Origin of the sequence: Streptomyces gelaticus (assembly GCF_014649535.1) — a bacterium.
Lineage (GTDB): Bacteria > Actinomycetota > Actinomycetes > Streptomycetales > Streptomycetaceae > Streptomyces > Streptomyces gelaticus.
On the sequence record NZ_BMTF01000001.1, the window covers coordinates 534,780 to 547,908 of the forward strand.

At 72.5% G+C, this 13,129-nt stretch carries 11 protein-coding genes; all 11 read left to right on the plus strand.

Annotated elements, in window-relative coordinates; translation table 11 throughout:
* Positions 1 to 130 precede the first annotated feature (130 nt).
* The 11 genes from IE107_RS02430 (at position 131) to IE107_RS02480 (ending at position 13,115) form a co-directional block, all read left to right on the plus strand.
* The gene (locus tag IE107_RS02430) at positions 131 to 2,806 is read left to right on the plus strand and encodes a glycoside hydrolase family 84 protein (RefSeq protein WP_189540430.1); all 2,676 of its coding nucleotides are present in this window, start codon (positions 131 to 133) and stop codon (positions 2,804 to 2,806) included.
* Between the two features lie 197 nt (positions 2,807 to 3,003).
* On the plus strand, positions 3,004 to 3,972 hold the full coding sequence (locus IE107_RS02435) for an NADPH:quinone oxidoreductase family protein (RefSeq protein WP_189540432.1): 969 nt from the start codon (positions 3,004 to 3,006) through the stop codon (positions 3,970 to 3,972).
* Positions 3,969 to 5,156, plus strand: coding sequence for an acyl-CoA dehydrogenase family protein (locus IE107_RS02440; RefSeq protein ID WP_189540433.1), 1,188 nt, complete (start codon positions 3,969 to 3,971; stop codon positions 5,154 to 5,156). Before IE107_RS02435 ends, IE107_RS02440 begins: the two co-directional genes overlap by 4 nt.
* Entirely contained in the window at positions 5,153 to 6,283 is a 1,131-nt protein-coding gene (locus IE107_RS02445) for an acyl-CoA dehydrogenase family protein (RefSeq protein WP_189540435.1), read from the plus strand. The genes IE107_RS02440 and IE107_RS02445 overlap by 4 nt, the downstream gene beginning before the upstream one ends.
* A gap of 173 nt (positions 6,284 to 6,456) precedes the next feature.
* Positions 6,457 to 8,061: an ABC transporter substrate-binding protein gene (locus IE107_RS02450; protein ID WP_189540438.1), complete on the plus strand. Its 1,605-nt coding sequence runs from the start codon at positions 6,457 to 6,459 to the stop codon at positions 8,059 to 8,061.
* 23 nt (positions 8,062 to 8,084) lie between these two features.
* The gene (locus IE107_RS02455) at positions 8,085 to 9,050 is read left to right on the plus strand and encodes an ABC transporter permease (RefSeq protein ID WP_189540594.1); all 966 of its coding nucleotides are present in this window, start codon (positions 8,085 to 8,087) and stop codon (positions 9,048 to 9,050) included.
* Positions 9,043 to 9,900, plus strand: a complete 858-nt coding sequence (locus IE107_RS02460) for an ABC transporter permease (protein WP_189540440.1) — start codon at positions 9,043 to 9,045, stop codon at positions 9,898 to 9,900. The genes IE107_RS02455 and IE107_RS02460 overlap by 8 nt, the downstream gene beginning before the upstream one ends.
* 62 nt (positions 9,901 to 9,962) lie before the next feature.
* Entirely contained in the window at positions 9,963 to 10,880 is a 918-nt protein-coding gene (locus IE107_RS02465) for an ABC transporter ATP-binding protein (RefSeq protein WP_229866662.1), read from the plus strand.
* On the plus strand, positions 10,873 to 11,562 hold the full coding sequence (locus IE107_RS02470) for an ABC transporter ATP-binding protein (RefSeq protein ID WP_189540444.1): 690 nt from the start codon (positions 10,873 to 10,875) through the stop codon (positions 11,560 to 11,562). The genes IE107_RS02465 and IE107_RS02470 overlap by 8 nt, the downstream gene beginning before the upstream one ends.
* A 307-nt stretch (positions 11,563 to 11,869) precedes the next feature.
* The gene (locus tag IE107_RS02475) at positions 11,870 to 12,787 is read left to right on the plus strand and encodes a phosphatidylinositol-specific phospholipase C/glycerophosphodiester phosphodiesterase family protein (RefSeq protein WP_189540446.1); all 918 of its coding nucleotides are present in this window, start codon (positions 11,870 to 11,872) and stop codon (positions 12,785 to 12,787) included.
* A 133-nt stretch (positions 12,788 to 12,920) separates the two neighbouring features.
* Positions 12,921 to 13,115 carry a hypothetical protein gene (locus tag IE107_RS02480; protein WP_189540448.1) on the plus strand — a complete coding sequence of 65 codons (195 nt, stop codon included), beginning with the start codon at positions 12,921 to 12,923 and terminating at the stop codon, positions 13,113 to 13,115.
* Positions 13,116 to 13,129 lie beyond the last annotated feature (14 nt).

Genomic DNA, 13,129 nt, shown 5'->3' on the forward strand with positions numbered 1-13,129 from the left:
CTTCTGGAGACAAAACCGCAGGTCCGCGTGTTGATGTTGTCCAGACCATTGACATGTAAGCGCCACGCTGTTGAATTCGGTGTTGTTGTGTTGCGCGACTCTGGTGACTTGAGTGATCAATGGAGGACTAGTGACGCCTCGCCCACCCCGTCTCACCGCGCTCGGTACGGCGACAACCCTGCTCGTCGGAGGTCTGCTGACTGCTGTGCCGCCCGCCCAGGCGGTCGGCGGCCCCACCCCGGCAAGAGCCACGGCCGCCCGCACGGCCCCGGCCATCACGCCGACCCCGCAGTCCGTGAAGACGCGGGCCGACCGGATCACCATCAGCGCGACCGTCACCGTGGTGACGGGTAGGACATCCGACGAATCTGCCGTCCAGGTCGTGGAGAGCGCGCTGCGCCGGGCCGGCGCCCAGCGCGTCGTACGCAGCGACAGGCCCGGCCCGAGCGGGCTCACCGTCCATGTCGGTGACCCGGCCGCGCTCGCCGCGCAAGGGATCGAGGGGCCGTCCGCACTGCCCGCCGACGGCTATGTGCTCGGCGTCGGCGCCGGTCGCATCGTCCTCGCGGGCAAGGACGCCACGGGCACGTACTACGCCGCGCAGACACTGCGGCAGATCCTGCCGCACGAGCAGCGTCCGGGCGCCCGGGTCGCCGGCCTCGCGGTGCGCGACTGGCCCGGCACCGCGCTGCGCGGTGTCATCGAGGGCTTCTACGGCACCCCGTGGTCGCACGAGGCCCGGCTCGACCAGCTCGACTACTACGGCGAGCACAAGATGAACATCTATGTGTACTCGCCCAAGGACGACGCGTACCTCCGCGCGAAGTGGCGCGACGCCTACCCGGCCGACCAGCTGGACCGGATCAAGGAGCTCGCCGACCGGGCCGCCCAGCGGCACGTGGAGTTCACGTACGCGCTCTCGCCCGGCCTCTCCGTCTGCTACAGCTCGGAGGCGGACGCCAAGGCGCTGGTCGAGAAGTTCCAGACCATCTGGGACATCGGCGTACGCACCTTCGCCGTGCCGCTCGACGACATCAGCTACACCGACTGGAACTGCGCCGAGGACCAGGCGAAGTGGGGGACCGGCGGCGGCGCCGCGGGCGCGGCGCAGGCATATCTGCTCAACCGGGTCAACAAGGAGTTCATCGCCACCCACCCGGGCGCCCAGCCGCTCCAGATGGTTCCGACCGAGTACTACAACGTCTCCGCGTCGCCGTACAAGAAGGCGCTGTCCGAGCAGCTCGACCCCAATGTGCTGGTCGAGTGGACGGGTGTCGGCGTCGTCGCGCCGACCATGACCGTCGCACAGGCGCGGGCCGCCCGCACCGTCTTCAACCACCCGATCCTGACCTGGGACAACTACCCGGTCAACGACTACGCGACGAACCGGCTGCTGCTCGGCCCGTTCAGCGGGCGGGAGAAGGGCCTGCCCGGCGAGCTGGCCGGGATCACGGCGAACCCGATGATCCAGCCGTACGCCTCGAAGATCGCGCTGTACACCGTTGCCGACTACGCGTGGAACGACGCCGCGTACGACCCCCGCACCTCATGGGGCGAGGGGCTGAAGGAGTACGCGGGCGGCGACCCGCGCACCCAGCAGGCGCTGCGGGCCTTCGCCGACGCGAACTACAGCTCGGCCCTCAACAAGGACCAGGCACCCGAACTGGCGGCGGAGTTCGACCGCTACTGGAAGTCCGGTGACGCCGCCCGGCTCACCTCCGTGCTCGGCGCGCTCGGCTCGGCCCCCGGCAGGCTGCGCGCCGGCCTCCCGGACCACGGCTTCGTCGCCGACGCCGCCCCCTGGCTGGACGCGACCGGGGCCTGGGCCACCGCCGCCCGCACCGCCCTGCGCATGGTCGAGGCGGCCCGCGCCGGAAAGGGTGCCCAGGCCTGGGAACTGCGGCAGCAGCTGCCCGCACAGCTCACGGCGGCGAAGTCCTTCACCTACACGGGGCTCGACGGACACAAGGTGCCGGTGCTCGTCGGTGACGGCGTCCTGGACCGGTTCGTCGACGCGGCGGAGGCCGAGCACGACCGGATCCTCGGCGTGAGCGGCAGGCCCTCGGCCTCGACGAACCTGGGCACATACCAGAGCAACACCCTGGCCCGGATGCTGGACGGCGACGACTCCACCTACTTCTGGAGCGACGGGGCGCCCGCCGCGGGCGACGCGGTCACCGTGGACCTCGGCCGGATCCGGGACATCGGCTCCGTCACCCTCGCGATGGCCAAGCCCGGCAGCACCGAGGACTACCTCCACCAGGGGGTGCTGGAGTACTCCGCCGACGGACAGAGCTGGCAGCAGCTCACCGCCTTCTCCGGGAAGCCGGACGTCACCACGACCGCGCCCGCCGGAACGAAGGCGCGCTACGTGCGGGCACGGGCGACCGCCGGCCAGGACAACTGGCTCGTGGTACGGGAGTTCAGCATCCCGGCGGACGACGGCGCGGTGACCGGAGGACCGCCCGCCGCGGCCGGATCCTCGCTGCGCGCGGCGTTCGACGGGGACCCGGGCACCGTCTACCGGGCGGCCCGTGCCCCGGAGGCCGGGGAGACGCTGGAGCGGGGGCTCGTCGCCGCGCGTGCTGTGCCCTCCGTGACCGTTCTCCAGCCGGCCGGGTCCACGGCCCGTGCCGACATCCAGCTGCGGGGGACCGACGGAACGTGGCAGACCGTCGGCGCGCTCGACGGTCCGTACACCCGGTTGGACACGGCGGGCCGGACCGCCGACGCGGTGCGGCTCGTCTGGCACGCGGGGTCGGCGGCGCCGCAGATCGCCGATGTGGTGGTGGCCGGCCAGGGCTGAGGCCCGCGCCCGGAACCGTCCCGCGCCCGGAACCGTCCCGCGCCCGGTCCGGCCCGAAGCTCCTTCGGGCCGGACCGGGCGCACCCATGTCCGGCCCGGCCGGAACCGGGACCCCGTGGGTTGTTCCCAGCGAGGCAAGCGACCGCTTAGTATGCGCCGCAGCAGTGGTAATGCCGACAGTGTTGTGGAGGCCCCTCATGCAGGCATGGCGAGTGCACCGGAACGGCGAGCCGAGCGAGGTGATGCGGCTGGAGGAGACGGACAGGCCCACGCCCGGCGACGGGCAGGTGCTCGTCGAGGTGCTCGCGGCGAACATCAACTTCCCCGACGCGCTGCTCTGCCGCGGCCAGTACCAGGTGCGGCCACCGCTGCCCTTCACGCCCGGCGTGGAGATCTGCGGCAGGACGGCCGACGGGCGGCGGGTGCTCGCCACCCCGGCCCTGCCGCACGGCGGGTTCGCCGAGTACGTCGTCGCCGACGAGGCGGCGCTGCTGCCCGCCCCGGACACCCTGGACGACGCCGAGGCCGCCGCCCTGCACATCGGCTACCAGACGGGCTGGTTCGGCCTGCACCGCAGGGCGCGTCTCCGGGCGGGCGAGACCCTCCTGGTCCATGCGGCGGCCGGCGGGGTCGGCAGCGCCGCCGTCCAGCTCGGCAAGGCCGCCGGAGCCACCGTCATCGGTGTGGTCGGAGGCCCGGAGAAGGCCGGGGCCGCCGCCGAGCTCGGCTGCGACCTGGTCATCGACCGTCACGGCGAGGACATCGTCACCGCGGTCAAGGAGGCGACCGGCGGGCGCGGTGCCGACGTGGTCTACGACCCTGTCGGCGGGGAGGCCTACGCCAAGTCCGTGAAGTGTGTCGCCTTCGAGGGCCGGGTGATCGTCGTCGGCTTCGCGAGCGGTGTCATCCCCGCCCCGGCGCTGAACCACGCACTCGTCAAGAACTACTCGATCGCCGGACTCCACTGGGGCCTGTACAACGACAAGGACCCGGCAGCCGTCCGCGCCTGCCACGACGGACTCACCCGGCTCGCCGCGCAGGGCGCCATCAAGCCGCTCATCAGTGAACGCGTCGGACTGGCCGGTGCCGCCGACGCCGTTCAGCGGGTCGCGGACGGCGCCGGCATCGGCCGGATCGTCGTCCGCCCGTCAGGAGCCGCCCGATGACCGTGCCCGACGCGGCCGAACTCCGCCGCCGCACCCAGGACCTGCTCGCCGCACACCCCCCGGCCACCACCGGCCGCACCGCATTCCTCCGGGCCCGCTTCGACGCCGGACTGGCCTGGGTGCACTACCCGGCCGGACTCGGCGGCCTCGACGCGCCACGCTCCCTGCAACCCGTCGTCGACGCCGCACTCGCCGCCGCGGGCGCCCCCGACAACGACCCGCGCCGGATCGGGATCGGTCTCGGCATGGCCGCCCCCACCCTCCTCGGCTTCGGCACCGACGAGCAGAAGCAGCGCTTCCTGCGCCCGTTGTGGGTCGGTGAGGAGGTCTGGTGCCAGCTCTTCAGCGAACCGGGCGCAGGCTCCGACCTCGCGGCCCTCGGCACCCGCGCCGTCCGCGAAGGCGAGGACTGGGTCGTCGACGGGCAGAAGGTCTGGACGTCCAGCGCCCATCTGGCCCGCTGGGCGATCCTCATCGCCCGCACCGACCCGGACCTGCCCAAGCACCGCGGCATCAGCTACTTCATCTGCGACATGACCGACCCCGGCGTCGAGGTGCGGCCGCTGCGCCAGATCACCGGCGAGGCCGAGTTCAACGAGGTCTTCCTGACCGGCGTACGCATCCCCGACAGCAGGCGCCTCGGCCTCGTCGGCGAGGGCTGGAAGGTCGCGCAGACCACGCTGATGAACGAGCGGGTCTCCATCGGCGGGGCGCGCATCCCGCGCGAGGGCGGCATGATCGGCCCGGTCGCCCGCACCTGGCGCGAACGTCCCGAACTGCGCACCCACGACCTCCACCAGCGCCTGCTGGCCCTCTGGGTCGGGGCCGAGGTGGCCAGGCTCACCGGCACCCGGCTGCGCCAGCAGCTCGTCGCCGGGCAGCCCGGCCCCGAAGGCTCCGCGATGAAGCTCGCCTTCGCCCGGCTCAACCAGGAGATCAGCGGACTGGAAGTCGAACTGCTCGGCGACGAAGGGCTGTTGTACGGCGACTGGACCATGTGCCGGCCGGAGCTCGTCGACTTCACCGGACGGGACGCCGGCTACCGCTACCTCCGCTCCAAGGGCAACTCCATCGAGGGCGGAACCAGCGAGGTGCTGCTCAACATCGTCGCCGAGCGTGTCCTCGGCCTGCCGGCCGAGCCGCGCAACGACAAGGACGTCGCCTGGAAGGACCTGGCCCGATGACCGCACCGACCGAAGAGACCCAGGCGCCCGATCTGCTGTACTCGGAGGCCGAGGAGGATCTGCGGGCAGCGGTGCGTGCGCTGCTCGCCGACCGGAGCGACGCGCCGGCGGTGCTCGCCCGCGCCGAGTCCGCCACACCGTACGACCCACAGCTGTGGAAGGCGCTCGCCGCCGGCATCGGTGCCGCGGGGCTGCTGGTGCCGGAGGAGTTCGGCGGGCAGGGCGCGAGTCATCGCGAGGCCGCGGTGGTGCTGGAGGAACTGGGCCGCGCCGTCACTCCCGCGCCCTATCTGACCGGCTCGGTCGTCGCCACGCAGACGCTTCTCGCGCTGGGGGCGTCCGAGGGGCCGGTCGCCGCGCTCCTCGGCGATCTCGCCGCGGGCCGCAGGGTGGCGGTCCTCGCGGTGCCGTTCGCCGCCCAGGCGCCCGACGCCGCTCGGCCGGCCGGTGTCGTCGCCGGGCGGGTGGAGGGGACGGTGACCGGAGTCGCCGACGCGGCCGCCGCCGATGTGCTGCTGGTGCCGACGACCGACGGCCTGTACGCGGTCGAGGCCGGTGCCGGAGGGGTTGCCGTGGAGCCGCTGGTGCCGCTCGACCTGACCCGCCCGCTCGCCACCGTCACCCTCGCCGGGGCAGCCGGAACGTGCCTGGCCGACGGTGCGTCCGCGGTCGCCGCGGTGCGCCGGGGACTGCTGGCGGGCGCCGGGCTGCTCGCCTCCGAACAGCTCGGAGTCGCCGAGTGGTGTCTGGCCGAAACGGTCCGCTACACCCGTGAACGGCACCAGTTCAACCGGCCGGTCGGCTCGTTCCAGGCGCTCAAGCACCGCATGGCACAGGTCTGGCTGGAGGTCGTGTCGGCCCGCGCCGCCGCACGCAACGCCGCGGACGCCCTCGCGACCGGCAGCCCCGACGCGCCGCTGGCGGTGGCTGTCGCCCAGGCGTACTGCTCGGGGGTCGCGGTGCACGCCGCTGAGGAGTGCGTCCAGCTGCACGGCGGGATCGGCATGACCTGGGAACACCCGGCGCACCTGTATCTCAAGCGCGCCAAGGCCGACTCGATCGCGTACGGCACGGCCGGGCGGCACCGCGAGACCATCGCCGAGCTCGTGGAACTGCCCGCGCCGTAGCCGGGGGGACGGAACAGCCCGCAGGGTTGCGGGACTTGGGGCGGAGGTGCGTGAGAACGCGCCTCCGCTTCTGTGTCTCCGCGTCCGACGGGGTACCGGGCACCCCTTTACCTGATGTTTAATTGCGAGAGTTTCGCAATAACATCTGATCTTCAATAAGGGATGTGCAGAGTATGACGGCCCGATCGATACGGGGAGCGGTCGCCGCGGCACTGGCGACCGTGCTGTCATTGACCGCAGCGGCCTGTTCCCGGCCGGGTGGCCCGGACGGCGGGGGCTCCGGTTCGGGCGCGGGGGACTCGGCGGTGGTCGGCATCGCCTACGAGCCCGACAGCCTCAGCCCGCTGCTCGGCTACGGCAAGGACGGCAACTCCAAGATCTTCGACGGGCTGCTCGCCCTCGACGCCGGTATGAAGCTGCGGCCCGCGCTCGCTGTCGCCCTGCCCGAGGTGAGCGACGACGGACTGACGTACACCTACAGGCTCCGCAAGGGCGTGAAGTTCAGCGACGGCGAGCCGTTCGGCGCGAAGGACGTGGTCTTCACCTACCGGACCATCCTCGACAAGAAGACCAACAACGCGTCCCGCACCGAACTCGACGCGCTGAAGAGCGTCGAGGCCAACGGTGACGACTCCGTCGTCTTCCGGCTCAAGTACCCCTACGCGCCCTTCGCCCAGCGCACCGTCCTGCCCATCGCGCCCGAACACGTCGCGGGCAGGCAGGACGTCAACACCGGCACCTTCACCACCAGCCCCATAGGCACCGGGCCGTATCTGCTCACCAAGTGGTCCAAGGGCGAGAAGATCGTTTTCAGGGCCAACCCCGGCTACTGGGGCGGCGCGCCGAAGGTGAAGAAGTTCACCATGGCGATCATCAAGGACGACGACGTACGTGCCACCCGGCTGCGCTCCGGTGAACTCGACGGCGCGATCCTGCCGCCCAATCTGGCCAAGGGCTTCGCCCGCGGCAGCGGCACCCGGACGTACGCCGCCACCACGTACGACTACCGCACCGTGACCCTGCCCACCCACAACGAGGTCACCGGCGACCTCGCCGTCCGGCGCGCCCTCGACATCGCCGTCGACCGGAAGGCCATGGTCGACTCGATCCTCAACGGTGAGGGGCGGCCCGCCTACGGGCCCGTCCCCACCGACAGCGAGTGGTTCACCAAGGGCACCGAACGCGCCCACGACCTCGCCGCCGCGAAGCGGATCCTCGACGACGCCGGATGGAAGCCGGGCAAGGACGGCATCCGCACCAGGGACGGCGTGCGCGCCGCCTTCCCGCTCTGGTACCTCACCGGCGACAAGCTGCGCCAGGACCACGCCCTCGCCTACGCCTCCGACGCCAAGAAGGCCGGCATCGACATCACCACCGAGGCCGGGACCTGGGAGGTCATCGAGCCCCGGATGAAACAGGACGCGGTCCTCGCGGGCGGTGGATCACCCGCCGACCCCGACTTCGACCAGTACACCCTGCTGAAGTCCTCGCTCGCGGGCGACGGCTTCAACAACATGGCCTGGTACGACAACGAGGCCGTCGACCGGGCCCTCGAAGCGGGCCGCAGAAGCGGTGACAACGCCGCGCGCAAGTCCGCGTACGACACCGTCCAGCGCGAACTGGTGAAGAACCCCGGCTACACCTTCCTCACCCACATCGACCACCTCTACGTCGTCAAGGACCGCTTCGGCCCGCTCACCACCCAGGTCGAACCGCACGACCACGGACTGGCATCCGGCCCGTGGTGGAACGTCGAGGACTGGACGCCGCAGAAGTGAACCCGCGCCTCCCCTGGGGGCCGATGGGCAGGATGGCGGGACGGCGGGCGCTGTTCGCCGTCCCCGTCCTGGCCGCCGTGACCTTCGGAGTCTTCGCGGTCGCCGCCGCCTCCCCCTTCGACCCGGTCAAGGCCTACGCGGGCACCGCCGGGCTCACCGCGTCGCAGGAGAACCTCGACCAGCTGCGGGCCAACCTCGGTGTCGACCAGCCGCTCGTGAGCCGCTGGTGGAACTGGCTGCGCTCGGCCCTCGGCGGCGACTTCGGCGACTCCGCCGTGATGCGCCAGCCGGTGGCCGATGTCATCGGCGAACGCCTGGGCTGGTCCGTGCTGCTCGCCGCGACCGCCTTCGCCGTCGCCGTTCTCCTCGGCACGGGCCTCGGCGTACTGGCCGCCCGCAGGCCCGGCCGCCTGCTCGACCGGTGCGCCAGTTCTGCCGCGTACACGCTCGAAGCCGCCCCGGCCTTCTGGCTCGGACTGCTCGCCATCTGGTTCTTCGCCGTGGAACTCGGTGTGCTCCCGGCCGGCGGTCTCACCGACGCGGCCAGCGACACCGTCACCTTCGGTCAGGTCGCCGTCCACCTGGTGCTCCCCGCGGCCGTGCTCGGGATCTCCCAGCTGCCGTGGTTCTTCCTCTACGTGCGCCAGGGCGTCGCGGACGCGCTCGGCGAGGACCCGGTGCGCGGCGCCCGCGCCCGCGGACTGAGCGAGCGCACCGTACTGCTCGGCCACGCACTGCGCTCCGGGATGCTGCCGATGCTCACCCTCATCGGCTCCCGCGTCCCCGAACTCATCACCGGCGCCCTGCTGGTCGAGACGGTCTTCAGCTGGCCGGGGATCGCCGCCGCCACCGTGCAGGCCGCCACCTCCGTCGACTTCCCGCTGCTGGCCGCTCTCACGGTGCTGGCCACCGTGGCCGTCGTCCTCGGCAACCTCCTCTCCGACCTGCTGTACGCGCTCGCCGACCCGAGAGTGGGCTTCGATGGCTGAAACCGCCCTCGGGCACCCGCTCCGCACCACCCGCCGCATCCGTGTGACCGTTTCCGCCGGGATCGTCGCCGCGGTGCTGCTGGCGGTCCTGCTCGTGCCGCCACTGGTCCAGCTCGACCAGCAGGCCGTCGACCTCGCGGCCAGGCTCCGCCCACCGTCCTGGGAGCACCCGTTCGGCACCGACGACGTGGGGCGCGATCTGCTGCTGCGCTGCGTCTACGGGCTCCGCGTCTCGCTGCTCGTCGGTGTCGTTGCCGGACTCACCGCGACCGTGATCGGGACCGCGGTCGGTGCGCTGGCCGCGGCGTTCGGCGGATGGACCGACCGCGTCGTCATGCGGCTCGTGGACACCTTCTCCTCCGTACCGCATCTGCTGCTCGGCATCTTCATCGTGGCCATGTTCCGGCCCGGTGTCGGCCCGGTGATCGTCTCCGTCGCGCTCACCCACTGGCTCTCGACGGCCAGGATCGTCCGCTCCGAAGTGCTGTCGCTGCGCTCGCGCCCTTTCATCGACGCGGCGATCTCGGGCGGGGCCTCGCGCGGGCGGGTCGTTGTCCGGCACCTGCTGCCCGCGGTGCTTCCGCAGGCGGGCCTGGCGGCCGTGCTGATGGTGCCGCACGCCATGTGGCACGAGTCCGCGCTCTCCTTCCTGGGACTGGGACTGCCCACCCATCAGGCGAGCCTGGGCAACCTCGTGCAGACGGCGCGCGGTTCGCTCCTGGCCGGGGACTGGTGGCCGACGCTCTTCCCGGGCCTGTTCCTCGTGATACCGACCCTCGCACTGGCGGGACTCGCCGGCGCATGGCGGGAGCGGATCAACCCGCGCCGCCGATCGGAGCTGATGCTGTGAAGAACGACCCCGGCCCGAAGGCGCCGGTCCTCTCCGTCCGCGGCCTCTCCGTGCGCTTCCGGATGCGGGGCGGCCGGCACATTGCCGCCGTCACCGACGCGCACTTCGACCTCGCGGCAGGGGAGTGCCTGGCGCTGGTCGGCGAGAGCGGCTGCGGCAAGTCCGTGCTGGCCTCGGCGCTGCTGGGACTGCTTCCGGGCAACGCGCGGACCTCGGGCTCGGCGCTGCTGGACGACGGCACCGACCTCCTCACCGCCGATGAACGCACTCTCGCCAGTACGGTACGGGGTCGCCGCATCGGACTCGTACCGCAGAGCCCTGCCGCACACCTCACCCCGGTCCGCACCGTGCGCGCCCAGCTGGAGGAGACCCTGCGCGAACTGACCGGCGTCCGCAGACCTGCGCTGCGCCCGGCGGCCGAACAGGCCGCGGCACGCGCCTCGTTCCCGGCCGGGCACCTCGACCGCTACCCGCACGAACTCTCCGGCGGTCTCGCCCAGCGGGCCGCGACCGCACTCGCCCTGATCGGCGACGCACCCCTGCTCCTGGCCGACGAGCCCACCACCGGACTCGACCGTGAGCTGGTCGAGCGGACCGTCGACGAACTGCGCCGCCACACCGACGGGGGCAGGGCGCTGCTGATCATCACCCACGATCTCGCGGCGGCCGAGCGGATCGCCGACCGGGTCGCCGTGATGTACGCGGGCCGCATCGTCGAACTGGCCGACGCCGAGCGGTTCTTCGGGCAGCCCGGACCGCGCCACCCGTACGCGCGCGGCCTCCTCGACGCCCTGCCGGAGCGCGCCTTCGTTCCGATCCCCGGATTGCCGCCCGAGCTCGGGGCGCTTCCCGAGGGGTGCGCATTCGCGGCCCGCTGCGGCCGTGCCGACGACCGGTGTTCCGTACAGCCGCAGTTCGACGGCTCTCTCGCCTGCCACCACGGTGTGCGGGCGGACGGGGAGGAGCCGGTCCGTGCTTGAACTCACCCGCATCACCGCCGGATACGACCGACGCGATCCCGTCGTCCGCGAGGTCTCGCTGCGCCTCGCGCCGGGGGAGTCGCTCGGACTGCTGGGCCCGAGCGGCTGCGGCAAGTCCACCCTGGCCAGGGTCGCGGCCCTGCTGCACCGCCCGTACGCGGGCACCGTGGTGCTCGACGGCGAACCGGTACGTGGCTGGCGCCACCGTGCCCCGCGTGCGCAGCGCACCGCCGTCGGCGTCGTCTTCCAGCAGCCCCGGCTCTCCGCCGACCCCCGGCTCACCCTGCGTGAACTCATCGCCCAGCCGCTGCGTGCGACCGGCCGCCGCTCGGAGGTCGCGGACCGGGTGGCCGGGCTGGCGCCCGCCGTCGGGCTCACGCCGGAGCTCCTGGGCCGGCGCCCGCACGAGGTGAGCGACGGTCAGTTGCAGCGGGCCTGTCTGGCGAGGGCGCTGGTCCTGCGGCCGCGCTGGCTGATCTGCGACGAGATGACCGCGATGCTCGACGCGTCGACGACCGCCGCGCTGGTGGCGGTCGTCGAGGCCTACCGGCGGGAGTCCGGGGCCGGGCTGCTGGCAGTCGGCCACGACCGGGTGCTGCTGGAACGCTGGTGCGACCGCACGGTCGGCTGGCGGGAGTGCTCCGGACCCGCTGCGCCGCAGGAGTCCATGAGCCCGGCCTGATAGGTCCGTGTCCTGTTGCGTGGCCCGCCCGGCCGGGACGACCGCCCTCGACGCCGCCGCCTGCGGGACGGCCGTCCCGCAGGACCGGCCGGCGACCGGCAGCGCCGGCGGCACCCGGCTCGCCATCTCCACCTGTGCCGACGGGGCCGGCCGGCGCCGGACGCTCCCGGCCCGACGGGACAACGGCAGTCGACGGGCGGACGACGACCTGGTCAACTCTTGTGCGGTGCCTGTCCGTTGCGGCAAGAGCCGTCGCATACTCGGTCGCGTCCGCCCGTCCGGTCCACCACTCGCCCCGGGAGAATCCATGGCGTTCCCGACCCGTCGAAGCGTCGTCACCACCGCGCTCGCCACCGTGGCCGCAGGCACGTTGCTTTCCCCGCGGACCGCCGCGGCGTCCGAAGCGGCCCCCACGTCCACCGCCGTACGACGCCACCGTCGGCAGCCGCTGCGCCGGGCCCACGCACACAACGACTACCTGCACACACGACCCCTGTACGACGCGCTCGAACACGGATTCACCAGTGTCGAGGCCGACATCTTCCTGGTGGACGGGGAACTGCTGGTCGCCCACGAGGCCACCGACCTCGACCCCGCCCGCACCCTCGCCTCGCTCTACCTGGACCCGCTGCTGGCCAGGGTCCGGGCCAACCACGGCACGGTCCACCTCGGCCACCACGAACCCGTACAGCTGCTGATCGACATCAAGACGGACGGAGCCGCGGCCTACCTCGAACTCGACCGGCAGCTCCGGCGCTACCGGCGGATGCTGACGTCGTACCACCACGGCCGGGTGCGCCCCGGCGCCGTCACCCCCGTCATCTCCGGCGACCGCGCCGCCCGCGTCCCGATGGAGGCGCAGCAGAGCCGGTACGCCTTCTACGACGGCCGCCCCGAGGACCTCGGAACCTCGGCCACCGCCGCGTTCATCCCGCTCATCAGCAGCAGCTGGAGCGATGGCTTCAGCTGGCTGGGCGCAGGGCCATTCCCCGCGGCCGAGCGGGACAAACTGCGCTCGCACGTGGACCGGGCCCATCGCAACGGTCAGCGCGTCCGCTTCTGGGCCACGCCGGACGCGCCGGGCCCGGCGCGGGAGGCCGTCTGGACGGAGCTGCTGGCCGCCGGGGTCGACCACCTCAACACCGATGATCTGGCCGGGCTCGAAGCCTTCCTCCGCACCCACGACCGGGACGGCCGGACCGGGGCCGCCCAGCCCCGCGGCTGACCGCAGGCGCCACCCCGAGCGTGACAGCCAGTCAACACCCGGATGGCGGACACGCCAGCGCGCCGGGCGGCTCCTCCGCTACGCCACACTGGCGGCCGAATGCCGCATTCCGGCGCGGCGGAGGAGGTTGGCCATGGCTATTTCGATCTCACTGGTGCTGCTTCTGCTGATCCTTGCGGTGATCTTCCTCCGCAACGGGGGGCTGAAGATCTCGCATGCGCTGGTCTGCGCCATGCTCGGGTTCTTCCTCGCGGGTACGAGCATGGCGCCGACCATCCAGGACAGCCTGGCCGCCACGGCCGACGTCGTCAGCAACCTCACGCCCTGACCCCGGAGTCCCGC

Bases quoted from the DNA above. Each gene is read 5' to 3' on its own strand.
- IE107_RS02475 (WP_189540446.1), top strand. From the start codon at position 11,870: ATGGCGTTCCCGACCCGTCGAAGCGTCGTCACCACCGCGCTCGCCACC.
- IE107_RS02460 (WP_189540440.1), top strand. From the start codon at position 9,043: ATGGCTGAAACCGCCCTCGGGCACCCGCTCCGCACCACCCGCCGCATC.
- IE107_RS02440 (WP_189540433.1), top strand. From the start codon at position 3,969: ATGACCGTGCCCGACGCGGCCGAACTCCGCCGCCGCACCCAGGACCTG.
- IE107_RS02480 (WP_189540448.1), top strand. From the start codon at position 12,921: ATGGCTATTTCGATCTCACTGGTGCTGCTTCTGCTGATCCTTGCGGTG.
- IE107_RS02465 (WP_229866662.1), top strand. From the start codon at position 9,963: ATGCGGGGCGGCCGGCACATTGCCGCCGTCACCGACGCGCACTTCGAC.
- IE107_RS02455 (WP_189540594.1), top strand. From the start codon at position 8,085: ATGGGCAGGATGGCGGGACGGCGGGCGCTGTTCGCCGTCCCCGTCCTG.
- IE107_RS02445 (WP_189540435.1), top strand. From the start codon at position 5,153: ATGACCGCACCGACCGAAGAGACCCAGGCGCCCGATCTGCTGTACTCG.
- IE107_RS02435 (WP_189540432.1), top strand. From the start codon at position 3,004: ATGCAGGCATGGCGAGTGCACCGGAACGGCGAGCCGAGCGAGGTGATG.
- IE107_RS02450 (WP_189540438.1), top strand. From the start codon at position 6,457: ATGACGGCCCGATCGATACGGGGAGCGGTCGCCGCGGCACTGGCGACC.